This is a genomic window from Devosia sp. J2-20 (assembly GCF_055808475.1).
In genome coordinates this window covers 2,072,774-2,097,884 of record NZ_CM147870.1, presented here as the reverse complement: position 1 = coordinate 2,097,884, position 25,111 = coordinate 2,072,774, and the positions used below count along the sequence as shown (strand labels likewise).

General features: G+C 61.1%; 24 protein-coding genes, 2 tRNA genes and 2 pseudogenes. 11 read left to right on the top strand and 17 right to left on the bottom strand.

Annotated features, from left to right (window positions below):
• The first annotated feature begins 6 nt into the window (after nucleotides 1–6).
• From AC0L37_RS10230 to AC0L37_RS10220, 3 genes are all read left to right on the top strand, one after another.
• Nucleotides 7–1,149 (top strand): Gfo/Idh/MocA family protein, encoded by a 1,143-nt coding sequence (locus AC0L37_RS10230; RefSeq protein ID WP_282221224.1) that lies wholly within the window; start codon nucleotides 7–9, stop codon nucleotides 1,147–1,149.
• A 138-nt stretch (nucleotides 1,150–1,287) separates the two neighbouring features.
• A complete protein-coding gene (locus tag AC0L37_RS10225; RefSeq protein ID WP_282221225.1) occupies nucleotides 1,288–2,343 on the top strand; it encodes a sugar phosphate isomerase/epimerase family protein in 1,056 nt (351 codons plus the stop codon).
• Between the two features lie 12 nt (nucleotides 2,344–2,355).
• Entirely contained in the window at nucleotides 2,356–3,507 is a 1,152-nt protein-coding gene (locus tag AC0L37_RS10220; protein ID WP_282221226.1) for a Gfo/Idh/MocA family protein, read from the top strand.
• Between the two features lie 63 nt (nucleotides 3,508–3,570).
• Here AC0L37_RS10220 and AC0L37_RS10215 read toward each other — a convergent pair whose 3' ends face one another.
• From AC0L37_RS10215 to AC0L37_RS10205, 3 genes are all read right to left on the bottom strand, one after another.
• Nucleotides 3,571–4,434: a TraB/GumN family protein gene (locus AC0L37_RS10215; RefSeq protein ID WP_282221227.1), complete on the bottom strand. Its 864-nt coding sequence runs from the start codon at nucleotides 4,432–4,434 to the stop codon at nucleotides 3,571–3,573.
• A 144-nt stretch (nucleotides 4,435–4,578) separates the two neighbouring features.
• Complete coding sequence (locus tag AC0L37_RS10210) at nucleotides 4,579–4,884, bottom strand: ETC complex I subunit (protein ID WP_212658264.1); 306 nt, start codon at nucleotides 4,882–4,884, stop codon at nucleotides 4,579–4,581.
• Between the two features lie 43 nt (nucleotides 4,885–4,927).
• Nucleotides 4,928–5,004: transfer RNA gene (locus AC0L37_RS10205), tRNA-Pro, on the bottom strand.
• 165 nt (nucleotides 5,005–5,169) lie between these two features.
• Here AC0L37_RS10205 and AC0L37_RS10200 point away from each other — a divergent pair.
• On the top strand, nucleotides 5,170–5,856 hold the full coding sequence (locus tag AC0L37_RS10200) for a phosphatase PAP2 family protein (protein WP_282221228.1): 687 nt from the start codon (nucleotides 5,170–5,172) through the stop codon (nucleotides 5,854–5,856).
• Here AC0L37_RS10200 and metC read toward each other — a convergent pair.
• Nucleotides 5,838–7,025 (bottom strand): cystathionine beta-lyase, encoded by a 1,188-nt coding sequence (metC, locus tag AC0L37_RS10195; RefSeq protein ID WP_282221229.1) that lies wholly within the window; start codon nucleotides 7,023–7,025, stop codon nucleotides 5,838–5,840. The two genes, AC0L37_RS10200 and metC, sit on opposite strands and share 19 nt — an antisense overlap.
• Before the next feature lie 219 nt (nucleotides 7,026–7,244).
• Here metC and AC0L37_RS10190 point away from each other — a divergent pair, with 219 nt between their 5' ends.
• From AC0L37_RS10190 to AC0L37_RS10170, 5 genes are all read left to right on the top strand, one after another.
• Nucleotides 7,245–8,261: an amino acid ABC transporter substrate-binding protein gene (locus AC0L37_RS10190; protein ID WP_212658260.1), complete on the top strand. Its 1,017-nt coding sequence runs from the start codon at nucleotides 7,245–7,247 to the stop codon at nucleotides 8,259–8,261.
• A 183-nt stretch (nucleotides 8,262–8,444) separates the two neighbouring features.
• On the top strand, nucleotides 8,445–9,977 hold the full coding sequence (locus AC0L37_RS10185; RefSeq protein WP_212658259.1) for an amino acid ABC transporter permease: 1,533 nt from the start codon (nucleotides 8,445–8,447) through the stop codon (nucleotides 9,975–9,977).
• A 4-nt stretch (nucleotides 9,978–9,981) separates the two neighbouring features.
• A complete protein-coding gene (locus tag AC0L37_RS10180; RefSeq protein WP_212658258.1) occupies nucleotides 9,982–11,109 on the top strand; it encodes an amino acid ABC transporter permease in 1,128 nt (375 codons plus the stop codon).
• Between the two features lie 50 nt (nucleotides 11,110–11,159).
• Complete coding sequence (locus tag AC0L37_RS10175; RefSeq protein WP_212659162.1) at nucleotides 11,160–11,909, top strand: amino acid ABC transporter ATP-binding protein; 750 nt, start codon at nucleotides 11,160–11,162, stop codon at nucleotides 11,907–11,909.
• A gap of 110 nt (nucleotides 11,910–12,019) precedes the next feature.
• Entirely contained in the window at nucleotides 12,020–13,051 is a 1,032-nt protein-coding gene (locus tag AC0L37_RS10170; protein ID WP_269369814.1) for an amino acid ABC transporter substrate-binding protein, read from the top strand.
• Between the two features lie 15 nt (nucleotides 13,052–13,066).
• Here AC0L37_RS10170 and AC0L37_RS10165 read toward each other — a convergent pair whose 3' ends face one another.
• From AC0L37_RS10165 to AC0L37_RS10155, 3 genes are read right to left on the bottom strand one after another with little or no spacing between them, the layout of a single operon-like run.
• Entirely contained in the window at nucleotides 13,067–13,783 is a 717-nt protein-coding gene (locus tag AC0L37_RS10165) for an alanyl-tRNA editing protein (protein ID WP_282221230.1), read from the bottom strand.
• A gap of 10 nt (nucleotides 13,784–13,793) precedes the next feature.
• Nucleotides 13,794–14,156, bottom strand: coding sequence for a phospholipase D-like domain-containing protein (locus AC0L37_RS10160; RefSeq protein WP_473312822.1), 363 nt, complete (start codon nucleotides 14,154–14,156; stop codon nucleotides 13,794–13,796).
• Complete coding sequence (locus AC0L37_RS10155) at nucleotides 14,143–15,246, bottom strand: phospholipase D-like domain-containing protein (RefSeq protein WP_473312821.1); 1,104 nt, start codon at nucleotides 15,244–15,246, stop codon at nucleotides 14,143–14,145. The genes AC0L37_RS10160 and AC0L37_RS10155 overlap by 14 nt, the downstream gene beginning before the upstream one ends.
• 267 nt (nucleotides 15,247–15,513) lie before the next feature.
• Between AC0L37_RS10155 and AC0L37_RS10150 the strand changes: the two genes are divergently transcribed.
• Complete coding sequence (locus AC0L37_RS10150) at nucleotides 15,514–16,182, top strand: glyoxalase superfamily protein (RefSeq protein WP_473312820.1); 669 nt, start codon at nucleotides 15,514–15,516, stop codon at nucleotides 16,180–16,182.
• A gap of 16 nt (nucleotides 16,183–16,198) precedes the next feature.
• On the opposite strand, the pseudogene AC0L37_RS10145 reads toward AC0L37_RS10150, so the two are convergent.
• The 7 genes and pseudogenes from AC0L37_RS10145 to AC0L37_RS10115 form a co-directional block, all read right to left on the bottom strand.
• Nucleotides 16,199–17,247: pseudogene (locus AC0L37_RS10145) on the bottom strand (cysteine synthase A).
• A 196-nt stretch (nucleotides 17,248–17,443) separates the two neighbouring features.
• A complete protein-coding gene (locus tag AC0L37_RS10140) occupies nucleotides 17,444–18,805 on the bottom strand; it encodes a cryptochrome/photolyase family protein (protein WP_473312819.1) in 1,362 nt (453 codons plus the stop codon).
• A 57-nt stretch (nucleotides 18,806–18,862) separates the two neighbouring features.
• Complete coding sequence (locus AC0L37_RS10135) at nucleotides 18,863–19,318, bottom strand: SRPBCC family protein (RefSeq protein ID WP_212658251.1); 456 nt, start codon at nucleotides 19,316–19,318, stop codon at nucleotides 18,863–18,865.
• A 167-nt stretch (nucleotides 19,319–19,485) separates the two neighbouring features.
• Nucleotides 19,486–19,560: transfer RNA gene (locus AC0L37_RS10130), tRNA-Asn, on the bottom strand.
• Between the two features lie 105 nt (nucleotides 19,561–19,665).
• Nucleotides 19,666–20,277 carry a molybdenum cofactor guanylyltransferase gene (gene mobA, locus AC0L37_RS10125; RefSeq protein ID WP_282221233.1) on the bottom strand — a complete coding sequence of 204 codons (612 nt, stop codon included), beginning with the start codon at nucleotides 20,275–20,277 and terminating at the stop codon, nucleotides 19,666–19,668.
• Nucleotides 20,274–21,488 (bottom strand): benzoate/H(+) symporter BenE family transporter, encoded by a 1,215-nt coding sequence (locus AC0L37_RS10120; protein WP_282222990.1) that lies wholly within the window; start codon nucleotides 21,486–21,488, stop codon nucleotides 20,274–20,276. The genes mobA and AC0L37_RS10120 overlap by 4 nt, the downstream gene beginning before the upstream one ends.
• Nucleotides 21,489–21,516: 28 nt before the next feature.
• Complete coding sequence (locus tag AC0L37_RS10115; RefSeq protein ID WP_348984699.1) at nucleotides 21,517–21,777, bottom strand: ATP-binding cassette domain-containing protein; 261 nt, start codon at nucleotides 21,775–21,777, stop codon at nucleotides 21,517–21,519.
• Between AC0L37_RS10115 and AC0L37_RS10110 the strand changes: the two genes are divergently transcribed.
• Nucleotides 21,754–21,912, top strand: a complete 159-nt coding sequence (locus AC0L37_RS10110; RefSeq protein WP_348984744.1) for a hypothetical protein — start codon at nucleotides 21,754–21,756, stop codon at nucleotides 21,910–21,912. The genes AC0L37_RS10115 and AC0L37_RS10110 overlap by 24 nt on opposite strands.
• Before the next feature lie 59 nt (nucleotides 21,913–21,971).
• Here AC0L37_RS10110 and AC0L37_RS10105 read toward each other — a convergent pair.
• The 3 genes and pseudogenes from AC0L37_RS10105 to AC0L37_RS10095 form a co-directional block, all read right to left on the bottom strand.
• Nucleotides 21,972–22,378: pseudogene (locus AC0L37_RS10105) on the bottom strand (iron chelate uptake ABC transporter family permease subunit); the annotation flags it as partial.
• Between the two features lie 21 nt (nucleotides 22,379–22,399).
• Nucleotides 22,400–23,704: an NAD(P)/FAD-dependent oxidoreductase gene (locus AC0L37_RS10100; protein ID WP_249327618.1), complete on the bottom strand. Its 1,305-nt coding sequence runs from the start codon at nucleotides 23,702–23,704 to the stop codon at nucleotides 22,400–22,402.
• Nucleotides 23,704–25,068 carry a glutamine synthetase family protein gene (locus tag AC0L37_RS10095; protein WP_212658248.1) on the bottom strand — a complete coding sequence of 455 codons (1,365 nt, stop codon included), beginning with the start codon at nucleotides 25,066–25,068 and terminating at the stop codon, nucleotides 23,704–23,706. Before AC0L37_RS10095 ends, AC0L37_RS10100 begins: the two co-directional genes overlap by 1 nt.
• Nucleotides 25,069–25,111: the final 43 nt, after the last annotated feature.

Sequence of the window (25,111 nt, the reverse complement as noted above, 5' to 3'; positions counted from 1 at the left end):
CGCAAAATGGCTAAGACCTTTGGCGTCGGCATTATGGGTGCCGGCAATATCTCCGCCGCCTATTTGCGCCTTGCGCCCCTGTTCAAGGGGCTCGAAGTGCGCGCCGTGGCCGATATCATTCCCGAAGCCGCGCAGAAGCGTGCCGAGGAATTCGGTGTCGCTGCCCAGACCCCAGACGAACTGCTCAAGAACAGTGAGCTCGACGTCATCGTCAATCTGACGATTCCGGCGACCCACTATTCGGTGTCGACCGACATCATCTCGGCCGGCAAGCATGCCTATTCCGAAAAGCCTTTTGTGCTGACACTCGAAGAAGGCACTGCGCTGAAAAAGGCGGCTGCCGAGCGCAATCTCAAGGTGGGCAGTGCGCCCGACACCTTCCTGGGTGGCGCCCATCAGCAGGCGCGTCAGATCATCGATTCCGGTCAGCTCGGCAAGATCATGAGCGGCACCACCCACGTGATGAGCCGTGGTATGGAGCATTGGCATCCCAACCCCGATTTCTTCTTCCAGGTCGGTGCTGGTCCCATCCTCGATATCGGTCCTTACTACGTGACCGAGCTGATTCATCTGCTCGGCCCGGTCAAGCGCCTCTCGGCCTTCACCAACATGGCCCGCACGGAGCGCGAAGTGACCGCCGAAGGCCCGCAAAAGGGCACCTTCGTCAAGGTCGGCACGCCAACCACCATCCACGGTGTGCTCGAATTCGTTTCCGGCGCCATCATCACCATCGGCGCAAGCTGGGACGTGGCAGCGCATGGTCACCACAATATCGAGCTCTATGGCACCGATGGCTCGATCTTCGTGCCCGATCCGAACTTCTTCGGTGGCGATCTGGTGACCACCGATGTCGCCGGCACCCGCACCACTGAGACACCCTGGGATCACCCCTTCGGCGTCAACAATCAGGATCTCGACAAGCCAACGCCACGGGCCAACTATCGCACCGCAGGTCTGGCCGACATGATGGCCTCGATCGATGGTGGCTACACCGCCCGGTGCGGTCTTGATGTCGCCCTGCATGCAGTGGACGTGATGACCAGCCTGCTCAAGGCCGGCGAAAGCGGTCAGGTTTTGACCCTGAGCACCACTTGCGAGCGCCCAATGGCCCTCACGCCAGAGGATGCCCTGGCACTGCTAAAGCAATGAGGTGCGTACCTCATTGACAGGACATCTGGTCCCGTCGACACTACCCCAGTCATTTTGAGCAGGCGGCGGCACCCCGCCGCCTGTTCGCACAAAGCGGCTCAAGACCAAGACGCGAAAGCGTCATCAGAGGAGAAAATCATGCGCACCATCAAGGGTCCCGCAATCTTTCTGGCGCAGTTCGCCGGCGACGCTGCTCCGTTCAATTCCTTCGACGCCATTTGCGGCTGGGCCGCCGGGCATGGCTATAAGGGCGTGCAGATCCCGACCTGGGTCGGCAGCCTGATCGATCTGGAAAAGGCCGCCACGTCCAAGACCTATTGTGATGAGCTCAAGGGCACCGCTGCCAGTCACGGCATCGAGATCACCGAACTATCCACCCATCTGCAGGGTCAGCTGGTCGCCGCGCACCCGGTCTATGACACCATGCTTGATGGCTTTGCCCCGCCGGCGCTGCACGGCAATCCCAAGGCCCGCCAGGAATGGGCCGTCCAGCAGCTGCATTGGGCCGCCAAGGCTTCGCAAAATCTCGGCCTCACCGAGCATGCGACCTTCTCGGGCGCACTGGCCTGGCCGTTCCTCTATCCATTCCCGCAGCGCCCGGCCGGCCTTGTCGAAGAAGCCTTTGATGAACTGGCTCGCCGCTGGACCCCGATCCTCAACGCCTTTGATGAGAACGGCGTCGATCTCTGCTACGAAATTCACCCTGGCGAAGATCTGCATGACGGCGTCAGCTACGAGATGTTCCTCGAGCGCGTGAACAATCACCCGCGCGCCAATCTGCTCTATGATCCGAGCCATTTCGTGCTGCAGCAGCTCGACTACCTCGACTACATCGACATCTATCACGAGCGCATCAAGATGTTCCACGTCAAGGATGCCGAGTTTAATCCGACCGGGCGTCAGGGGGTCTATGGCGGCTATCAGAGCTGGATCGACCGGGCAGGGCGCTTCCGCTCGCTGGGTGATGGTCAGGTCGATTTTGCCGCTATCTTCTCCAAGATGGCGCAGTATGATTTCGCGGGCTGGGCGGTTCTGGAATGGGAATGCGCCATCAAACACCCAGAAGACGGGGCGCGCGAGGGTGCCGAGTTCATCAAGAACCACATCATCCACGTCACCGAACACGCGTTCGACGATTTTGCCTCGGCCGGTACCGATCTGGCGGCCAACCGCAAAATCCTCGGTCTGAGCTAGGGAGCACGACAAATGGCTGAAAACGGCGCAAAGCGCATTCGCCTGGGTATGGTCGGCGGCGGTACGGGAGCCTTTATTGGCTACGTGCACCGCGTGGCTGCCCGCATTGATGGCGATTACGAACTGGTGGCCGGCGCTCTGTCGTCGCGCCCCGAAATTGCCCAGGAATCCGGGCGCAATCTCGGCCTGGCCGAAGATCGCATCTACACCTCCTACGAGGAAATGGCCAAGGCCGAGGCCGCGCGGCCAGACGGCATTGAGGCTGTCTCGATCGTCACGCCCAACCACATGCACTTTGGCCCGGCCAAGGCTTTCCTTGAGGCCGGCATTCACGTGATCTGCGACAAGCCGATTACCTCCTCCATTGATGACGCGCGCAAGCTGGCCGAAATCCAGCCCAAGAACGGTGCCCGGTTTCTGCTGACCCATAACTACACGGGTTACCCGCTCATGCGGCAGGCGCGCGAGCTGGTCGAATCCGGCGCGCTGGGCACGATCAGGGTCATTCAGGTCGAGTATCCCCAGGACTGGCTGACCGAAGCCACCACCGACGATAACAAACAGGCCTCATGGCGCACCGATCCTGCCCGCTCCGGCGCTGGCGGGGCCATTGGTGACATTGGCACCCATGCCTACAATCTCGCGCGCTTTGTCACGGGCCTGAAGACAGATTCGGTCTCGGCCGATCTCACCAGCTTCGTCGAAGGCCGTCAGCTCGACGACAATGTCCACATCATGCTGCGCTTTGAGGGCGGTGCGAAGGGCATGCTGTGGGCCAGCCAGGTGGCCGTGGGCTGCGAGAATGGCCTGCAATTGCGCGTCTATGGCGACAAGGGCGGCATTGAGTGGCGTCAGGACAATCCCAATTACATGTGGTTCACCGAATTCGGCAAACCCAAGCAATTGCTGACCCGCGGCGGCGCCATCTCTGGCAATGCGGCTTCCACCATGAATGTGCGCATCCCCTCGGGCCATCCCGAAGGCTATCTCGAAGCCTTCGCCACGCTCTACAGCCAGTTCGCAGCGGTCATTCGTGGCGAAGGCGAAGCTTTTGAAGGACTACTGCCAACGCTGGCCGATGGCGTTGAAGGCATGCAGTTCATCACAGCCTCGGTTCAGTCGAGCAAGAACGACGGCAAGTGGACCAGGCTCAGCGACGTCTGAGCCGCACGTAGCTGTTGATAAATCTGTCACCCCGGCTTCGGTCGGGGTGATTGCGTTTTGCGCCTATTGAATGCGCTCTACCGAATAGCCGGCCGCGCTGAGCAGGTCGAGCACATTACCGTCGCCAACCAGGTGGCCCGCGCCCACGACCACCAGATTCTGCTCATCATTGGCGAGCATGCGCTCAAGCGGCGCCATCCAGTTACGGTTGCGCTCAAAGAGCAGTCGCTCGACAAACGCGTCCTCAAACCCGTCCATTTCAACCTCAACCAGCTTGAGCAGACCTTCAGGCGTGCCTGATACCCAATAGCCCACCATCTTGTTCATGACTTTGGACATGTCGTCCATTTGCTCGAGCGTGGCTGCCAGCATGGCGATCTGCTCATCCTCAGGTGCGCGGGCGAACACGTCGAGCTGTTGATCCCCGGTTTCGAGAAACACCATGCGCTCGGCGGCCAGTTCGGGCTCCAGTACAAACTCCACCCCCTGCGCGCCAAAGCCATTTGCCGTCAACGCGCCGACGGAAATGGTATTGGCGGCCATCCAGGGGCGCATTGCCAGAACCGTGCCCACAGGCATGTTCATACGCGCCATCTGTGCCCGTAGCTGTTCTTCGAGCGCTGCGTCGATCACGTCGGTCAGCAGGGTGCCGTCGACATAGATGCCTTGGGCAAAGGCCTTGGCGCCCATCTCGGCAATGGCTTGGGGGCGAATGTCGGTCTCGAACACCACCTTGTCGGCTTCGGCGAATGTCGCGTCAAACAATGGCGTCCGCCATGCAGTACCTTCGGGCAGGATGTGGAAGGAGCCAAAGAACCACAGGGCACTGTCCCCATCGCGCACTTCCCACAGCGCCGGACTGGCCTGCGCGGGCGCAGCCAGACCCATGATCAACAGGGCGGGGAGCAGGCAGGTGCATCTGAACATGGTGGCAATCTCCTTGAGATCACTAGTCTGCCAGATCAGCCCTTGCGCACCAAAGCCCAATAGGTCTCATCGTGTGCAAACCGGAAAACAAAATGCGCCACAATTACTTGCGGCGCATGCTGAACTTAATTTCTCAAGTCGAAATTAGTGTGTCCAGGGTGTCTTGCGGTCAGCGCGGAAATTGTCGGGATAGCTGGAGCGCTTCGGTGTGCTGTCATGCGCAGGCTGCACCGAATAGGCGATGCCATTCTTCTGCGCATAAGCCTCAGCGTCTTCCTGAGTCTCGAAAGTCAGGCGAACCTGCTGCTTGGTGTCGGTGGATGTGGTGTAACCCATCAGTGGATCGATCGACCGCTGCGCGGCCAATTCGTGAACCAGAACCCACTGCTTGGATTTGCCTCTGCCCGATTGCATGGCGTTGGGGGCCGGGCGGTAGATACGGGCGGTCATGCAAAGTCCTCAACACGATGCGGCGCCAAAAGGCGAAATGTGATGGTCGGAGTACAAAGATTCGAACTTTGGACCCCTGGTTCCCAAAACCAGTGCTCTACCAGGCTGAGCTACACTCCGAAATCACCGCCGTCACCTAACCTGTTCCGAAGCGGAGAGCAAGCGTCTCTGCAACAACTTTCTCGCATTGACGGAAACTTCCCACACGTTCAATAGATTGGCATGTCAAAACTGACCCGCCGCTGGCCCTTTGGCCTCTCGTCCCGGACCTGGCCAGATCGCGCAATGGCAGTCATTCTGGTGCTTTTTGTGCTGGTATTCGTCGATGCTTGGGCGTCGCAGAGCGCGCAGGCCTGGCCCGACGTGTGGCGCGCACCTTTTGCCTTTGTCACAGATTTCGGTCTCTCCGATTGGGTCCTTATCCCCTCGCTGCTGATTTTTGTTGTCACTTTTATCGCCCAGCGGCTGCCGCTGGGGCGGTATCGCGCCGCGATTCACGAACTCAGCCTGCTTTCGGGATTCGTTTTTGTCGGTGTTGGGCTGCCCGGGCTATTCGTCAATCTGCTCAAGCGGCTGATCGGTCGCGCCCGCCCGGATCACTTTCTGGATCTGGGGGCGTTTCACTTCCAGCCCATCTTCAATGACTGGAGCTTTCAGAGCTTCCCCTCGGGTCATACCACCACTGCCATCGGCACGGCGCTGGTTGTCGGCTTCATGATGCCGCGTCTGTTCCGCGTGATTCTGTTCATCGCGGTGATGACCGGGCTCTCGCGCGTGGTCATTGGCATGCACTACCCCACCGATGTGGTCGGCGGCTTTGTCGTGGGTACGCTCGGCGCGTACGCCGTGCGTAATGGTTTTGCCAGGCGCCGCTGGTTGTTCATCGCCCGCAGCGACGGCTCGGTACGGTTCCGCGGGGTGCCCAATCTGCGCCGCCTGTTTCGCGGACGGCTTCAGCGTGCCGCTGAATAGCGAGCGATCGCATCGGCCAGGTCGGCCTTGAGATCGTCGATGCCTTCAAGCCCGATATGCAGCCGGAACAGATTGCCCTCGGCCGTCCACGGCTTGGCGGTACGATTGGCGCCCAGACGCACCGGCAGGCACAGGCTCTCATAACCGCCCCACGAAAAGCCCATCGTGAAAATCTCGAGCTTGTCCACGAACGCTGCGACCGATGCACGCGGGGCAGGGGCCAGCAACACGCTGAACAGGCTGCCCGAGCCGGTGAAATCGCGTTTGAACAAGGCGTGATCAGGGTGGCTGGACAAACCGGGGTGCAGCACCTGTACGACTTCAGGCTGTGCTTCCAGCCAGCTGGCGATCTCCAGAGCCCGGCTGTGATGCTCCTTCATGCGGATCGCCAGGGTGCGCAGACCGCGCGCCACCAGATAGGCATCGTCGCCCGACGTGAAGAACCCCAGTAGGGCGCGCGTTGATTCGACCTCGGCCCAGGCCGCCTCGGTCGTTGAAATGGTGCCAGCAAAGGCATCCGAATGTCCCACGAACATTTTGGTGCCGGCATGCACCACCAGATCCGCCCCCAGTGCCAGCGGCCGGTGATAGAGCGGGCTGGCCCAGCTGTTATCCACGATCAGTCGCGCGCCATTGGCATGAGCGGCTGCGGCAATGGCGGGAATGTCCTGCACTTCAAACGTCAGCGAGCCGGGGCTTTCTGCCAGAATGGCCGTGGTGTTGGGCTGCATCAGCGCGCTGATTCCCGCGCCAATGCGCGGATCGAAATAGCGTGCCGTCACGCCCATGCGCTTCAGAAAGCCGTCGGCAAAGCTGCGGCCGGGCTCATAGGCGCTGTCGGAGATCAGCACATCGTCGCCTGCCTTGACGCAGCTGAGCACCGCTATGGTGATGGCTGCCAGGCCCGACGGGACCAGACGCGTGCGATAGGCCCCCTCAAGCTCGGTAATGACGGCTTCCACGCTCTGGGTAGTTGGATTGCCGGCGCGGCCATACAGAAAGCGCTGTTTCTGCCCCACCATGTCGTCCAGCGTTTTGAACAGCACGGTCGAGCCGCGATACACCGGGGTATTCACAAAACCGAACTGATCGTCAGGTTCCCGACCGTGATGGGTCAGGATGGTTTCAACAGAACGACGCTCGGAATTGCCGCTTTTCTTCTCACTCATGCTGGGCTCGATGCTCAATATACAGTCAACTGAAAAAAGGTGTCCAAATAAGTGACAGGCATGCTGTCCAAAGCCACCTCTACCCTTGACGTGTGCGTCAATTGGCGATTGCATACCTATCAGCATCACAACCGCTCTTGAAAGAGTGGAGGTGCCACCGGGGAATTGGGTGCTGCCCATCAACCCCGGGACACAAGGTCAGGAAAAAAGGCAATAACAATGCAAAAAACGCTCGTAACAATCGCGCTCGCGGCCTCGCTTGGTCTCGGTGCGACCGCTGCTCAGGCAGCGACTCTCGACGAGGTAATGGCGAAGGATTACATCCAGTGCGGTGTGACCGGTGGCGTCCCCGGTTTCTCTTCGCCAGATGCCAGCAACGTTTGGACCGGCCTAGAAGTTGACTTCTGCCGCGCTGTGGCAGCCGCCATCTTCAACGATGCCGACAAGGTTCGTTATACCCCACTGACCAGCCAGGAGCGCTTCGCAGCTCTCTCCGCCGGTGAAATCGACATTCTCTCGCGCACCACGACCTGGACCATGAGCCGCGATACCGATCTGGGTATCAGCTTCCTGGGCACCATGTACTACGACGGCCAGGCCTTTATGGTCCGCAAGGCTGACGGCATCAACTCGGCTCTCGAGCTGTCCGGCGCGGCTATCTGCCTTGAATCGGGCACCACCACCGAGCTGAACGCAGCTGACTATTTTGCTGCCAACGGCATGGAATTCAACACCGTCGTGTTCGTTGATCAGGACGAAGTTGTGAAGGCCTACGAAGACGGCCGTTGCGACGTGTACACCACGGACGGTTCCGCACTGGCTGCTGAACGTTCCAAGTTCGCTGTTCCTGAAGATCACCTGATCCTGCCAGAAATCATCTCCAAGGAACCCCTTGGTCCGGTTGTGCGTCAGGGCGACGATCAGTGGTTCAAGATCAACCGCTGGACCTACTACGCACTGCTCGAAGCTGAAGAGCTGGGCGTGACCCAGGCCAATGTTGACGAGATGCTCGGTTCCGACAACCCAGCCATCAAGCGCCTGCTGGGCGTTGAGGGTGACTTCGGTACCCCGATCGGTCTGTCCAAGGACTGGGCATACCGCATCATCAAGTCGATCGGTAACTACGGTGAATCCTTTGACCGTAACGTTGGTCCTTCGACTGCAATTGGCCTTGAGCGCGGTCTGAACGCTCTGTGGACCAAGGGTGGCCTGCAGTACGCTCCACCGATCCGCTAACCAGAACCACATCTCCGGCGCATCCCCAGGGGTGCGCCGGTTTTGGTTTGAACCACGACCTCGCGATCTGGACTGCACCGGCCAAATGGCTGGTGAATTGACCGTGGCGTAAGCCGCGCCGGCGAAGCCTTGTCTGGTCGCATGCGCAATGCGTCTGGTTCACAGCAAAGGAATGCATGCCCAATGGCGATGCAAGACAATACCAGTGGGACTGCCCCGCGCAGTTCGCTGCTGAATGACCCGGTCTTCCGCGGCATTCTTTATCAGGTGATCGTCGCCCTTCTGGTGATCGGGTTTTTTGGCTGGCTGGTGATGAACACCGCCGCAAACCTTGCCGCCCAGAACAAGACCACCGGTTTCGACTTCCTGTTCAGAACGGCTGGTTTCGACATCAGCTTCACCCTGTTCCCTTGGAGCCGAACATCCTTCTACTGGCAGGCCTTTCTGGCCGGTTTGCTCAACACGCTGCTTGTTGCCGTGGTGGGCATTTTCTTTGCCACTATCCTGGGCTTTACCCTGGGTATTGCGCGCCTGTCATCGAACTGGCTGATCTCGCGCTTCGCCACCATCTATGTGGAAACCATTCGCAACATCCCGCTGCTGCTGCAGTTGTTCTTCTGGTACTTCGCCGTTCTAAAGGCGATGCCGGCAGTGCGCGAATCCTTCCACTTGCCGCTGGACATCTTCGTCAACCAGCGTGGCTTGATGGTGCCGCGGCCGCTGATCGATCATGAATTCACCTGGGTGCTCGTGGCCATTGCCGTTTCGGTGATCGCCGCAATCGCCATTGCGCGCTGGGCCATGAGTGTCCGCACGCTGACAGGCTCCTATCCGCAGGCCATCATTCTCGCGGCCCGGGTTGCCAATGCGCTGGTAACCTTCGGCGTGGGTTATGTAGCCGCGCTGCTGCTGGTGGGCATGGCGCCCGACATGGGCTCCGCACCCGTCATTGCGCTGATTGTCGCCCTGGTCCTTACGGCGGTAACCTTCACGCCCTATGCGCTCTACGTGAAGCCGGTTCTGGCCTTCATGATCGCAACCGTGGTGGTCGGCTTCCTTGTTGGCGGCATGTTCCCCGCATTGCCAGCTGCCGTCGTTACCATTGGTAGCGTGTTGGCAGGTGTCGGCTTTGGCTGGGTCCAGCTAGAAGGGGCCGATCGGGCTGCTGAAGGCAAGTTCCCCATCGCTCTGCCGCTACTGGTGGCGATCGGCATTCCGGTGCTGGTGTACTGGCTCACCGGTGCCTCGCTGCAGTTTGAAATCCCCGAACTCAATCGCTTCAACTTCAAGGGCGGCATCCAGCTGCCACCCGAATTCGTGGCGCTCGTGTTCGGCCTGACCATCTACACCGCCTCCTTCATCGCTGAAAACGTCCGTGGCGGTATCCAGGCGGTCAGCCACGGTCAGACCGAAGCGGCGCAATCGCTCGGGCTCAAGGAAGGTGACCGGCTGCGTCTGGTGATCGTGCCCCAGGCCATGCGCGTGATCGTGCCGCCGCTGACCAGCCAATACCTCAACCTGACCAAGAACTCCTCTCTGGGTGCCGCTATCGGCTATCCTGAACTGGTCAACGTCTTTACGGGCACAACGCTCAACCAGACGGGTAAGGCCATTGAGGTGATTGCACTGACCATGGCGGTCTATCTGACCTTCTCGCTGCTGACCTCAGCATTCATGAACTGGTACAACGCCCGAGTGGCCTTGGTGGAGCGGTAGAACCATGACAACCTCCACGAGCTATGTGCGCGACGAATTCTCGCCCGAACGTCCGGCCCCCGGCCAGACTGGCGGCCTGATCCTCTGGCTCCGCACCAATCTGTTCGCAACACCAAGCGATGCCCTGCTGACCATTCTGGGCATGGTGTTTCTGTTCTGGGCGGTACCACCGCTCTACAACTTCATCATCGGGCATGCCGTCATGCCCGGTGGCACCGTCGAGGATTGTCGCGTTGAAGGAGCAGGGGCCTGCTGGGCTTACATCTATGCGCGCTTCAACTTCTTCATCTACGGCTTCTATCCCATTGATCAGTACTGGCGTCCCAACATCGTCTTCGTGATGCTGGCTGCGCTGATCATCCCGCTGGCCATTCCGGCCGCACCGTTCAAGCGTCTGAACGCCGCGCTGTTCTTCGTGGTTTTCCCGGTGGTCACATTCTACCTGCTCAATGGTGGCGTGTTTGGCCTGCGCGAAGTGCCAACCGAGCAATGGGGCGGCCTGATGGTCACCCTGATCATCTCGCTGGTGGGCATCATCTGCTCGATCCCGATCGGCATTCTGCTGGCCCTGGGCCGACAGTCCGACCTGCCCATCATCAAGACGCTCAGCGTGATGTTCATCGAACTCTGGCGCGCTGTGCCCCTGATCACCGTGCTGTTCATGGCTTCGATCATGTTGCCGCTGTTCATGCCGACAGGCACCACAGTGGACAAACTGCTTCGCGCCCTGGTCGGCGTCACCTTGTTCTCATCGGCCTATATGGCTGAAGTGGTGCGCGGTGGCCTGCAGGCGCTGCCGCGTGGGCAGTATGAAGCCGGGGCCTCGCTGGGCCTGAGCTACTGGAAAAGGACCTATTTCATCATCCTGCCCCAGGCGCTCAAGCACGTCATTCCGGGCATCGTGAATAACTTTATCGCCCTGTTCAAGGACACCTCGCTGGTGTCCATCGTCGGCATTTTCGATCTGCTCAATACCGTGCAGTCGGCCAGTTCCGACATTGACTGGGCATCGCCCACCCAGGCTGTAACCGGCTATGTCTTTGCCGCATTCATGTTCTGGATTTTCTGTTTCGCCATGTCCCGCTATTCGCTCTGGATGGAGCACCGGCTGAACACTGGGCACAAGAGGTAACTATTATGAGTGAAGTATCCCCATCGACCCAAGAGCACACCACTGCCGGGATGAAGATCTCCGAAACCGATGTGGCCGTCGAAGTCGTCGACATGCACAAATGGTATGGTGATTTCCACGTCCTGCGTGACATCAACCTTAAGGTCATGCGTGGCGAACGCATCGTCATTGCCGGCCCGTCGGGCTCGGGCAAGTCGACGCTGATCCGCTGCATGAACCGGCTCGAGGAGCACCAGGAAGGCCATATCATCGTCAATGGCACCGAACTGACTGCTGACCTCAAGCGCATCGACGAGGTGCGTCGCGAAGTGGGCATGGTGTTCCAGCACTTCAACCTGTTCCCGCATCTGACCATCCTGCAGAACCTCACACTGGCCCCGATCTGGGTACGTGGCGTTCCCAAGGGCGAGGCCGAGTCCATGGCCATGCATTATCTGGAGCGGGTGAAGATCCCCGAGCAGGCCAACAAGTTCCCCGGTCAGCTCTCCGGCGGCCAGCAGCAGCGTGTGGCCATTGCGCGTTCGCTCTGCATGCAGCCGCGCATCATGCTGTTCGATGAGCCCACCTCGGCGCTGGATCCAGAAATGGTCAAGGAAGTGCTCGAAGTGATGATCAGCCTGGCCGAAGAAGGCATGACCATGCTGTGCGTGACCCATGAAATGGGCTTTGCCCGTCAGGTCGCCAACCGGGTGATCTTCATGGATCAGGGACAGATCATCGAGCAGAACGAGCCGGAGCAGTTCTTCTCCAATCCTCAGCACGAGCGGACCAAGCTGTTCCTCAGCCAGATCCTGCACTAATCGTCTGATCAGCAATGCCCTGGCCAAATGGTCAGGGCATTTCGCCTTGCTTGGCTTGACCCTGCCTCCTCGCCTGCCAATATGCGCAGGCGAGTGAAGGGAACCACTGATTGCCCCTATTTTTTCTGCGTTTGCCAGCGTTTCTGGCCATGCTTGGCTGCCTGCTGGCCATGGCGTCTGCGCCCGTTTCGGCCCAGACCCTCGACGCTGTGCGCGAGCGCGGTTTCCTGATTTGCGGTGCCACCAATCCGTTGCCAGGCTTTGCCCAGAAAGACGCTGAAGGGCGCTGGTCCGGGTTTGATGTCGATCTCTGCCGCGCCATTGCCGCGGCCGTGTTCGGTGATCCCGATCTGATCGAATTCCGCTCCCTGCGTGGCGAGACCCGTTTTGCGCCGCTGCAGACCGAGGCCGTCGACGTCCTCACCCGCAATGGCCCCTGGACCGAGCGGCGCGACACCATTTATGGCGCCAGCTTTGTGGGCACCGCATTTTTCGATGGTCAGGCCTTTCTCGTCCCGCAATCGCTGGGTCTGGTGTCGGCCTTTGAGCTCGATAATGTCAGCATCTGCGTGATCGATGGCGGCGACGACCTTGAGCGCATCCAGGAATTCTTCTTTGCTAATCAGGCTACCTATACCGAAGTGCCCTATGAGGACATTGACGATCTGGCGCTGGCCTATCGCACCGGTCTCTGCCAGATCATCTCGGCGCCGGGGCGCCAATTGCAGGCCATACGCCGTGCTTTGCCCGATCCCAATGCCCATCGCATCCTGCCCGAGCGAATTTCCAAGGACCTGCTGGGCCCGGTCGTTCGCTCTGGTGATCAGCAATGGTTCAACATCGTCAAGTGGACGCTGTTCGCGCTGATCAACGCAGAGGAAGTGGGGATTACCGGTCTGAACACCGAATCCCTGGCCGCCTCGCACACGCCCGTCATCCGGCGCATCCTCGGTGTCGAGGGCGATTTCGGTACACCGCTGGGCCTCGAGCCTACCTTCATGGCCGATGCGATTCGTGCCGTCGGCAACTATTCAGAGCTCTATGACCGCCATTTCGGTCCTCAGACCGGCGCTGCCCTGCTGCGAGGACAGAACTCGCTCTGGAGCAATGGAGGCCTGCTCTACGCGCCACCAGTGCGCTGATGCCGCAGCGGCTGATCAGTCAGCGAACAACAGGCTGACGCGGCGGTTCTGTTTGCCCTTCTTCTCGATCTTGCCCAGCTTGAGCGGGCCGATTTCTGCCGTCGAGCGGACATGCGTGCCGCCACAGGGCTGCAGGTCGACATCGCCGATCCGGATGAGCCGCACGCGGCCCTGACCCATGGGCGGCTTGACGTTCATGGTCTTGACCAGATCGGGATTGGCCGCCATTTCGGCGTCGGTAATCCACTCCTGGCTAACCCCATGATCGCCAGCCACCATGGCGTTGAGCGCTTCTTCGAGTGCGAAAAGATCTTCGGGTACCGCTGGCATGTCAAAGTCCAGCCGGCCCTTTTCTTCGCCGATTGAGCCGCCGGTCACCGGGAAAGCGAACACCACCGAGAGCAGATGCAGTGCGGTGTGCATTCGCATCAGCTTGTGGCGCCGAACCCAGTCCAGCCTTGCCGTGACCACCTCGCCAATGGCGGGCAACGTCGCGCCCTCGACCGGCACATGCACAATGCTGGTCTTGTCGCCGTCGGGGTGAATGGTGGTGTCGATCTCGACCACGGAACCGTCTGCGCGCTCGATTCGGCCGCTATCCCCCGGCTGACCACCGGAAGCGGCATAGAAAACGGTCTGATCGAGCACCACGCCATTCTCGGGCGTTATGGCAATCACGGTGGCGTCCACTGACTGCGCATAGCTGTCATTGCGGAACAGGAATTGGGTCATGGTCAAACTCTTACAATACGGGGGATAGCAGGCGGGCGGCCTGGGTCAGGAAGCGCATCGGCCAGGAGCGTTTGGTGACCTCTTCCATCGTCACTTCTCGACAGTTCTTGAAGTCTTCTACCAGCATGGCCTCCACATCGCTGATGGCTTTGGGATCGGTCAACCACATGGTGATCTCGAAATTGATCGCGAATGACCTGTTGTCGAAATTGACACTGCCGACCGTGGCGATCTGATCGTCCATCAGCAGCACCTTCTGGTGCAGGAAGCCGTCCGTGTAGCGCTGAATGGTGATGCCGTGCTGGATCATCGCATCGGCATGGGCGATGCTGGCGGCCCAGACCAGCTTGTGGTCAGGCTCATTGGGCAGCATGATCTCGCACATCCACGCCGCGCAGCTTGGCGGCATAAAGCGCTGTTCGGATGTCGGTATCGGGGACAAAATAGGGGCTGACGATCCACAGCCGCTCGCGTGCGCGGCCAATCACATCGGTAAAGGCGATCGCGCATTCTTCCAGCCGGTCGGCCGGCCCGGTACCCATCACCAGCACCGATTGCTTGCCCGGCGTGGCCACCGTATCGGGCGGCGCCGACGGCAACTCTTCGCCTGTGGCCCATTGCCAGTCTTCGCGGAATAGCAGGGCGCAGCCTAGCGCGGCCGGCCCGGAAACCCGCACATGGGTGTCGCGCCAGCGGCCAAATTTGGGGTCTTCGCCCAGATACTCCACCCCGACATTGTGCCCGCCCACCCAGGCATGGTCGCCGTCGGCCACCACGATCTTGCGGTGATTGCGGTAGTTGATCCGCGTTGGCCCGTATAGCCGCAGGAATTTATGGCGCTGGTTGAACCCGGCCACCTTCACGCCGGCTTCGCGCAATTGGGTGCGGTAGCGCCGGGGCATACCGGTGCTGCCTACATCATCATAGAGCAGATAGACCTTCACCCCGGCATTGGCGCGCTCGATCAACCGCTCGGCCAGTTCCTTGCCCAGTGCGTCGTCGCGCACAATGTAGAACTGAACCAGCAGATAGTGCTTAGCCGCCGCGATGCCGGCAAAAATGGAATCAAATGTCGCGCGTCCATCCACCAGCAATTCCACATCATTGCCGGTCAGGAACGGCACCTCGGACACCTTGGTCTGCACCGGCCACAGTGCCCCGGTGTCATGATCGATCAGGGCCAGATCCTTGGCCCGCAGGGGGCGGGCGGCGCGCCCATTGCGAATACGGTCGGTCGCATAATCGTCAAACGCCTTCCAGCCGAACACCAGATAGAAGAACGCGGTTGGAAAGGGCAGCAGCGCCAGCGCCAGGATCCAGGCGATCGAGCCCTGTGAGGTACGCGAAATCATGATCTCCCGCACCGCGCAGACAAAGGCCAGCAGGTAGATCGCCGCCATGATGGCCGCCACGATATGCAGATCGGCGATTATCGCCCGCAGAAAATCGTCAAAACCGACCAAGATACACCCGCCCCAGATTCGTGGACGCGCACTCTAACAGTCTCGTCCACCCCGACAATGCGCGCGCGTTGACAACGGTTCAACCCGGCGCGATCCTCAATGCGGCTCGTGCAGCCAGCCGCTCGTGCCCCTTGGGGACGGTGAATGCACGATTGGTGATTGGTTTGACCCTTTTTGACGGGCAAGCCGTCAGTAATGCGAGCGCTGACCTTGATTTGCCCGGTTGTGAAGGATCGGACCGTGAACAGTTTCATGGATGCAAAACTTATGGCCAAACTCCTGCGTCAGGGGTTGGCCGAACGCGGCGTCGAGTTGGGCCATAGTGCCTGCCTCGAACTGGTCGCCCGCCAGTTTGGCGTGGCCGACTGGAATATCCTCAGTGCCCGCATTGACGCGGCTTCAAGCGATAGCCTGCTGCTGCCCGAAGCCTGGCATCTCAGCGGCAGGAGCCCCGGCAAATACCGGGCAGGGCTTGATCCGGAGCAGACCGGGATTGTCTTGATTGCCAGCCGCCCCGAATTCGCTGATCTGCTGGGCGAAGATGATTTTTGTACCCTTATGCAGACTGTCGATGCCGCTGACTTTCGCGGGCAACGGCTGCGGCTGCGGGCCCAGATCAAGGCGCAGGCCGCTGATGGCGTAACCATCTGGTTTCGCATTGATGGGCCCAACGGCTTGTTGGCCTTCGACAATCTTGAGCGCAGCCAGACCGATGGCCCGCTGACCGGTAGCAGTGACTGGACCGAGCGGACCATTGTGCTTGAGGTCCCCCAGCATGCCGTCAGCCTCAACTATGGCGTCTATCTCAAGGGGCGCGGGCTCGGCTGGGCGCGGGGCTTTGACCTTGAGCCCGTCGATCGGACCGTGCCGTTGAACCCGCGGATCGACCGCAAACTGCGTGCACCGACCAATCTGGGCTTTTCGGCGCGCGGCTGATCTCCAGCAGGCCCGGCTAAGCCGGGTCTGCTTCCATTACGCTGGAGATGTCGATCGGCGTGCGACCCTCCAGCCATTTGGGCACAGGCAACTCCTTGCCGTGCAGGAATTCGGGGTTGAAGATCTTGCTGGCATAGCGATTGCCGTAATCGCACAGGATCGTCACGATCGTCTTGCCCGGCCCCAGATCGCGTGCCATGCGCACGGCGCCGGCAATGTTGATCGCGCTCGACCCGCCCAGGCACAGCCCTTCATGCTCAAGCAGGTCGAAGATGTAGGGCAGGGCCTCTGCATCGGAGATCTGATAGGGGTTGTCCACCGTCAGGCCTTCCAGATTGGCCGTGATACGGCCCTGGCCAATGCCTTCGGTGATCGAATTGCCCGACGATTTCAGCTCGCCATGCGCGTAATAGTTGAAGAGCGCGGCGCCCTCAGGGTCAGCTAGACCGATCTTCACATCTTCACTGCGTGCACGCAGCGCTTCGGCAACGCCAGCCAGCGTGCCGCCCGAGCCCACGGCACAGATAAAGCCATCGATACGGCCATTGGTCTGCTGCCAGATTTCCGGCCCGGTGGTTTCGGCATGGGCGCGCCGATTGGCTGTGTTGTCGAACTGGTTGGCCCACACCGCGCCCTCGGGCAGTTCGGCATTGAGCTTTTCGGCCAGACGCTGCGATACCTTGATGTAATTGTTCGGGTTCTTGTACGGCTTGGCCGGCACTTCGATCAATTCGGCGCCATACAGACGCAGCGCGTCCTTTTTTCCTGGCTCTGGGTTTCGGGAATCACGATCACCGATTTGAAACCCAGCGAATTGGCCACCAGCGTCAGGCCGATGCCGGTATTGCCCGCCGTGCCTTCCACAATCGTGCCGCCGGGCTTGAGCGCGCCGGATTTGACAGCGTCATGGATGATGAACAGCGCCGCCCGATCCTTGACCGACTGGCCAGGATTGAGAAACTCCGCCTTGCCCCAGATATCGCATCCCGTCAGCGTCGAAACGCGATTGAGACGGATCAACGGCGTATTGCCGATAGCGGAGATGAGGTCTGTATGCTTGGCCATGGCGCAATCTACTGAGGCTGGGAAACCACGAACCTAGGGCCGCCCGGCACCGCCTGCAAGTGATAACGGCCTGTTCAGGCAGAGCTTTCCGCGCAGCGCTTTGGCCGCGCAATGGCAGTGCGCCTGCAGCCAGTCAGCGCAATTTCATTCCGCTACAGCGCGCTGGCTGCCTGCAATGCCCGCTCGCGCGATGCCTTCAGATCAACGATCGGTGCCGGGTAGGTTGTGCCGATCTGCACGTGAGCCGCCTTGAGCACCTCAGCGGGGCCTGCCAGGGCGTGTGCACCCACTTGTCGGGCATGGCGGCCAGCTCGGGCACCCAGCGCCGCACATAGGCGCCCTCGGCGTCAAACCGACCGCCTTGCGTGACCGGATTGAAAATTCGGAAATACGGAGCCGCGTCCAGCCCGCTGCCCGCCACCCATTGCCAACTCGCCGGATTGCTGGCGACATCGCCGTCGACCAGACAGTCCCAGAACCATTTTTCACCCTGCCGCCAGTCGATCAACAGGTTCTTGCTCAGTAGCGAAGCCACCAGCATGCGCACGCGGTTGTGCATATAGCCGGTCTCCCAAAGCTCACGCATGCCCGCGTCGATCATCGGCAGGCCGGTCTGCCCGCGCTGCCAGGCGCGCAGATCATCGGCCGCGTCGCGCCAGGCCATGCCCGCATATTTGGCCTGCATGGGCGCTTGGGCAATGTCGCAGCGATGGTAGAGCTGGTGATAGCTGAAATCGCGCCAGGCCAGTTCGGAGAGAAACTTGTCAATCGCGCCGGCATTCTCCGGGGCGATATCAGCGGCCATGTTTGCGGCCTGCCAGATCTGGCGTGGGCTGATCTCGCCAAACCGCAAATGCGGCGAGAGATTGGACGTCGCATCGCTGTCGGGCAGATCACGCTCATCGGGATAGCGGCCGACCCGATAATCCAGGAAGTCAGCCAGCGTGCGCCGGGCAGCCTTCTCGCCAACATACCAGTGACCGGACAGCTTTGCGGCCCAGTGCGGTTCTGCGTAGCCGTCATCCACCGCCCGCACGGACCGCGCCTTGCCCGCCGCGGGGGTGTCCAATGGCTGCTCGATGTGACGCTGTTTGAGGGTTTTCCAGAACGGGGTGAACACAGAATAGGGTTTGCCTTGCCCCGTCGCGATCTCCCAGGGCTCGATCAGCACATTGGCGCCGAACGATTCCACGGCTACGCCCTCGGCGCGCAGCTGTTCCTTGATTGCGGTATCCACGGCACGCTCGCCAGCTGCATAGCGCCGGTTCCAGAACACACCGGATGCGTTTTCCTGGTTGGCGAGTGCCACCACGATGACGTTGGGATCACCCTGATGGACCCGCAGCTCGATGCCGAGTGCGGCCAGATCGACCTCCAGTGCGTTCAGGCTCTGATGCAACCACCATCGTGCCGCCGCGCCCGGTGGGCGCACGCCGATGGTCTGTTCATGGATGTAGAGAGCGATAACGCGCTCGCCCGAGCGCTGCGCCGCCGCAAGGGCGGGATTGTCAGCCACGCGAAGATCGTTGCGCAACCAGGCAATAGTCGTGCTGTTCATAGTCTGCCTCCGCGCTTGTTACGCGCGGAGGGTACGGCTGGTTCAGCCTATGTGCGCTTATTCCATCACTTCGGCGAGATGCTCGAGCGCGGCATTCCAGGCCTCGATCGAAAAGATCCGCGATTCCGGGTCGGCATGAGCCAGACCGCGTTCGATCAGCGTAATCTGCGTCTGGTCCGCGCCAATTGCCTTGAAGGCGATATCGAGCACGAAGATAAGATCGTCCTCATCGTCTTCCTCGTCCTTGTGAACCCAGCTCATCACCAGCTTTTCGTTCTCGACGAACGCTAGGATTTCGCCGCTGACCGTATGGTCTTCGGGGTCTTCATCATCGCCAAAGGTGGTGAACTTGTATTCGCCGCCCTCAAAGGCATCCAGCTCGGCTTCGTCGGCCTGCCACTGCTCGATCAGTGCCGGGTCGGTCCACGCCTTGAACACATCATCGATATGGGCGTCGATGGTCCGGGTCAGCGAAATCTGGCTTTCACCGTCAATGTCCATGCCATTGCTCATGCGAGCACCTCTTTGTTGCTGTGCCGTCCCGCTGCGGGAACGTCGAAAATTGAAGATATAGATGATGTTGTCCGGCGCGGCGATAGCCCCGCGCACGGCCGCGAGCAACCGATCGGTAAACCAGATTGGCAATGTGGGGGGATTGCTCGTGACGAGCGAGAAACGAATGGCTCCGCGGGTAGGATTCGAACCTACGACCAATCGGTTAACAGCCGATTGCTCTACCACTGAGCTACCGCGGAACACCTTCGTTGACCTTCTTGCGAAGGGCGAGGTCCATGTACCGAACTTGATTTGGTTTGCCAAGCCCCAATTGGCGACTGTGTGAAATTGTTGCGATGCCAATCTCAGTTCAGCGCGATCCGCTGCAGCGCCAGCAGGTCCCCAATGGTGTTGATATTGGCAAAGGGATCGCCGTCGCTGGCGTCGGCCCAGTCCACCTTTTGCGCGCCCAGCAACCGCTGCAACGCCTTTAGGCTGGGCGGTGCGCCCGCTTGCCCGATGTCCCGGGGCAGCGCCTGCAGGGCTTCCAGCCGCCAGATCGAATTGGGTGGATAAAAATCTTCGCCCCACGCCGCATAGGCGCAAGGTGCCGCGCCAAGCCCCGCGATTAGGCGGGGGACAAAATCGGCAGGCAGGAAAGGGCTATCCACAGCCGCCGAAACCAGCAGTCCCCGCGTCACCCCTGATTCTGCCAGATGCGCCACCGCAGCGGCCAATCCGGCCAGAGGGCCGGCACAGGGGGCATCAAGATCGGGTACCGCGCAGGCATGGTCGGGCAGGGCGATGGCACGTCCCGCTGGCCCCGTCGCCACCAGAACCGGCTTAACGACCTCCCCCAACGCCGCGCGGACCCGGTCAATCTGCCGCACACCGCCCACGCGCAGATCGCCCTTGCGCACGCCACCCAGCCTTTGCCCGTCACCGCCAGCGATGATCAGGGCATACACAGCTGTCATGACCCGCGTCCCTGATCAGCCGGCTTGAGCCCGAAACGCAGCAGCACCAGCATGCCAATGCCGCCCACCAGCCCCCAGAACGGAGCACCCACGCCGATAATGGTGATTCCCGATGCGGTGGTCACAAAGGTGAAGATCGCCGGCAGTCGCGTTTCCTCATGCGCCAGCGCGCCCGCCAGCGCACCCGTCAGGCTCGACAGCAGAGCCAGTCCTGCCACTGCCTGGATAAGCAGCGGCGGCGACGCCGCGATGAAGGCCGCCGCTAGGCTGGCCCCCGGCGCCAGCAGCAGATAGGTCGCCCCTGTCGCAATCGGCGCCGGCCAGCGCTTGGTCTTGTCCGGATGCGCTTCCGGTCCGGCGCAGATCGCCGCCGTGATCGCCGCCAGATTGGTCGCATGGCCGCCAAAGAACGCTGTCGCCGCGCTGGCTAGCCCCGTCGCCACAAATAGCGGCGCTGGCGACAGCACGAAGCCATTGGCCTGCATCACGGCCAGCCCCGGCAGGTTCTGCGAAGCCATTGTCACAACATAGATCGGCAGCCCGATGCGAATAATCGCGTCCAGCGTGAACACCGGCATTACCGGCACCAGCGCGGGCCAGCTCCCATCCAGGGCACCCGGCGGCAGATTGGTCGTGCTCGCCAGCAGAACACCGGTCACCAGCACGGCAATGGGCACCGCATAGCGGCGCGCAAAGCGCAGGGCGATCACCCACGCCAGCAGCACGGGTAGGGCCAGCAGCGGCATTTCGGCCACCGCGGTGATGGGTGCCAGACACAGCGTCAGCAACATGCCCGCCAGCATGGCATTGGCGATGGGCGCGGGAATTGCTGCCATCAGCCGCGCCAGCGGTTTGATCAGTCCCGTCAGAAAGATCAGCACTGCGGCCACCAGAAACGCCCCGGCCACGGCGGGGAAACCGCCCACCGGTTCGCCCACGGTCAACAGGAAGGCCATGCCCGGCGTCGTCCAGGCGAAGCTGACCGGCACCCGTAAGCGGGCACTGACCACAATATTGAGAATGCCCATGGCGATGCATACGCTCATCAGGCCCGATCCGGCCTGTTGCGGGGATGCACCTGCAGCCGTCAGTGCTGCCAGCACCAGTGTAAACGTACTGGCATACCCAACAATGGCCGCCAGCGCGCCAGCCATCAATGGCTGGAAATATTCGCGACGATGTCCCGCCGATCCCTGCACTGTCTGGCTCACCCGACTCTCCACTCTGCCTGGCGCCACCCTAAGGGACGCCAGGCGGAGCCGGGAAGTCCAATCCGCGCCAAACAGTCTTGTCGGCCGTGGCCGTTTCAACAAATAGTGGATATGCAGCTTGCCGTGATGCGGGGGATGGTCCGATCCTGGCGTCGACGTTGAACACCTCGCGCAACAGGGTCTCGGTCAGCACTTCTTGGGGCGTTCCGCTCGCTACCACGCGGCCCTTGTCCATCACCGCCAGCAGATCACAGAACATCGCCGCATGGTTGAGATCATGCAGCGCCACAATGCTGGTGACGGGCAGGGCGGCGACCAGGCGCAGAATTTCAATCTGGTGTCGGATATCAAGGTGATTGGTTGGCTCGTCGAGGATTATCTCGTTCGGCGCCTGCCCAGACCACGGGCAATATGCACACGCTGACGCCCGCCCCCCGAAAGGGTCTGCCAGAACTGCCGACGGCGCGTACTCAAACCAACGCGGTTGAAAAGCCGCGAGACGGTCACGCCTGCCAGGATTGTGCGATCCGCGCCACCGCGCGCGCCGCTTGCCAGAATGACCACGAACAGAAAGTCCGCAAAAGCGCCGCCCGAAAGCGTAACCGCGCCTGCACCAATGCCCGGCACGATATCGAGACGGCGCCCGTTGAAGCGCCGGCCGAGATGCCCAGCACATAAGGTTCGGCCAGCAGATTGCGCAGCGGCGATTGCAGGATTGTGCCACACAGCGACGCGACCAGGGCGCGACTGAGCCGATAATCCCAGATGACGCGCTCATGGGTCTTGTCGAGCGGCAGCGCGGTCCGGCCCCACCTGTTGGTGATGGCGTGCAAGGTCGTGGCCGGCCATAAGGAAAAGGCGCATCGCAGCTTGTGCAATGCGCCTCCGATAAGATCAGTATCGACCTTGGATCAGATACCCAGACGATCCTTGAGGGCATACCACCACGAGCCCAGGGTCGAGTATTGCGCCCGGAACATCCGGCCGCCGGGGAAGGGGATCCATGGCAGTTTGGCAAAGGTATCAAAGCGCGTCAGGTCGCCCCGCACCGCTTCGCCCAGAATGCGGCCAAACAGGTGCGAGCCCGTAATCCCGTGCCCGCTATAGCCATGAGCGAAATACACCTTGTCGCCCAGCCGGCCCAATTGCGGCACGCGTGAGAACGACAGCGCGAAATTGCCGCTCCAGGCATAGTCGATCTTGATGTCGGCCAGTTGCGGGAACACCTTGTCCATGTTCGGGCGCAGCTTGGCGATGACATCTGCCGGATCGGTGCCGCCATACACAATGCCGCCACCAAAGATCAGGCGGTGGTCGGCGCTGAGCCGGAAATAGTCCAGGATATAGCGCACATCTTCCACGCACATCCCGGTCGGCAGCAGCGCTTCAGCGCGTTCCTTGCCCAGTGGCGCGGTGGCCATCATCTGGGTGGAAACAGGCATCACACGCGCGGTCAGTTCGGGGACGACATTGCCCAGATAGGCATTGCCGCACACCAGCACGGCATTGGCTGTCACCTTGCCAAGCGCGGTGGTTACCACGGCCTTGTCGGGGCCCTGATCGACCTTGGTCACCGGTGAGTTTTCGTAGATCACCCCGCCCAGGCTTTCCAGCGCCTTGGCTTCGCCCAGCGCCAGATTGAGCGGATGCATGTGACCACCGGAATGGTCGATCATGCCGCCTTCATACACTGTACTGCCGATGTGGCGCCTGATGGCATCCTTGTCGAGCATTTCATGATCGTCCATGCCATGCTTGCGCCAGAGCGCCTGCTTGGCTTCCAGATCGCGCATATGGGCGGGCGTATAGGCGGCATAGATGTTGCCGCGGCGCAGATCGCAGTCGATGCCATAGCGTTCGACCCAGTCATAGATAATGCCCGCGCCTTCCTGCACCATGCCGCCGACGAAATTGGCGGTCTGTTCGCCATAGCGCCGACCAATGGTGTCCAGACTTGCATTCAGCCCATTGACCACCTGACCGCCATTGCGGCCCGAGGCACCCCAGCCGACGCTGGCGCCTTCGACCACGACAACTTTGAAGCCCTGTTCGGCCAGATGCAGGGCGGCCGACAGCCCCGAATAGCCCGCGCCCACCACACAGATATCGGCCTGCACATCGCCCTCAAGCTGCACGGGCGTGCGGGTGATGGCGCGCGATGCGGCGTAATAGCTCGGCGGGTAACTGCCATCGCCGGCATAGCTCTTTGGTGCCATCACACGATCTCCAGATAGGCGCTGAACTCGAGGTCGGTGACCTGCGAGGCAAAGCCGGCAATTTCCTGACGTTTGCAGGCAACGAACATTGAATGCAGCATCGGATCGAAAATGCGCTGGATCATGTCGCCGTCTTCAAAGGCGTTAACCGCCGAGGCCCAGTCTGCGGGTAGTTTGGGCAGGCGTTCCGAATAGGCCCGGCCCTTGAAGGGCTTGGGTGGCTTCATTTCATCTTCGATACCCACCAGGGCAGCGCCCAGAATGCCGGCCAGCACCAGATAGGGGTTGGCGTCAGCGCCCGAGACGCGGTGCTCGATGCGGCGGGCCTTGGGGTTGCCGCCCGGAATGCGTACCGCAGTGGTGCGGTTCTCATAGCCCCACGACACTGCGCTGGGCGCGTGGGTGTCGGGGCGCAGGCGGCGATAGGAGTTGAAGTGCGGCGCAAACAGCAGGGTGGATTCCGCCATGCCCGACAGCAGCCCGCCCACAGCGTGCAGCATCACGTCCGAGCCTTCTTCGCTGCCATCATCGAACACGTTGTTGCCAGCCGTATCATTAAGGCTGAAATGCACGTGGAAGCCATTGCCCGAGCGGCCGCCATAGGGCTTGGCCATGAAGGTGGCGACCAGATTGTGCTTGCGTGCCACACCCTTGACGATGCGCTTGAACAGCACGGCGTCGTCGGCGGCCTTGAGCGCATCGGCGCTGTGCAGCAGGTTGATTTCGAACTGCCCGATACCGTTTTCCGCCACGGCCGTATCGGCGGGCACATTCTGCTGCTCGCACTGCAGATAGACGTCGCGGAAGAACTCGCCGAAATCTTCCAGTTCGTCGAGCGACAGGATGGCGTCCGAATCCAGGCGTTTGCCGGTATAGGGCGAGATCGGCGGTCGGGCGCTGTCGGCCTCGGGATCCACCAGATAGAATTCGAGTTCGGTTGCCACCACGGGGGTCAGCCCGTGTTCGGCAAAGCGCCGCACTACACTGGCCAGTGCCTGACGCGGATCGCCCAGAAACGGCGTGCGCGCATCCTGAAACAGCCAGAGCGGGATCATCGCGCTGGGACGGGTCGTCCAATTGATCGGCAGCGCGCCGCGCCCGGTAGGGCTGCAGATGCCGTCGGCGTCACCACTGGAAAACACCATGGGATTGCCCACAATATCCTCGCCCCACACGTCCACCCCGACGATGGAGAGCGGCATGCGGATGCCGTTATCGGCGATGCGCCGCGCCTGATCGATGGGAATGCGCTTGCCGCGCATAATGCCATTGAGGTCGCAGACCGCTGTGTGAAGCACCTCAATCTGCGGATTCGCATCGAGCCAGCTGACGATGTCTGCGTTTTCGTTCGTTTCGTTACTCATATCTGTCCGACGCGATTTTTGTGTGTCATAGCGGTAATCTAGC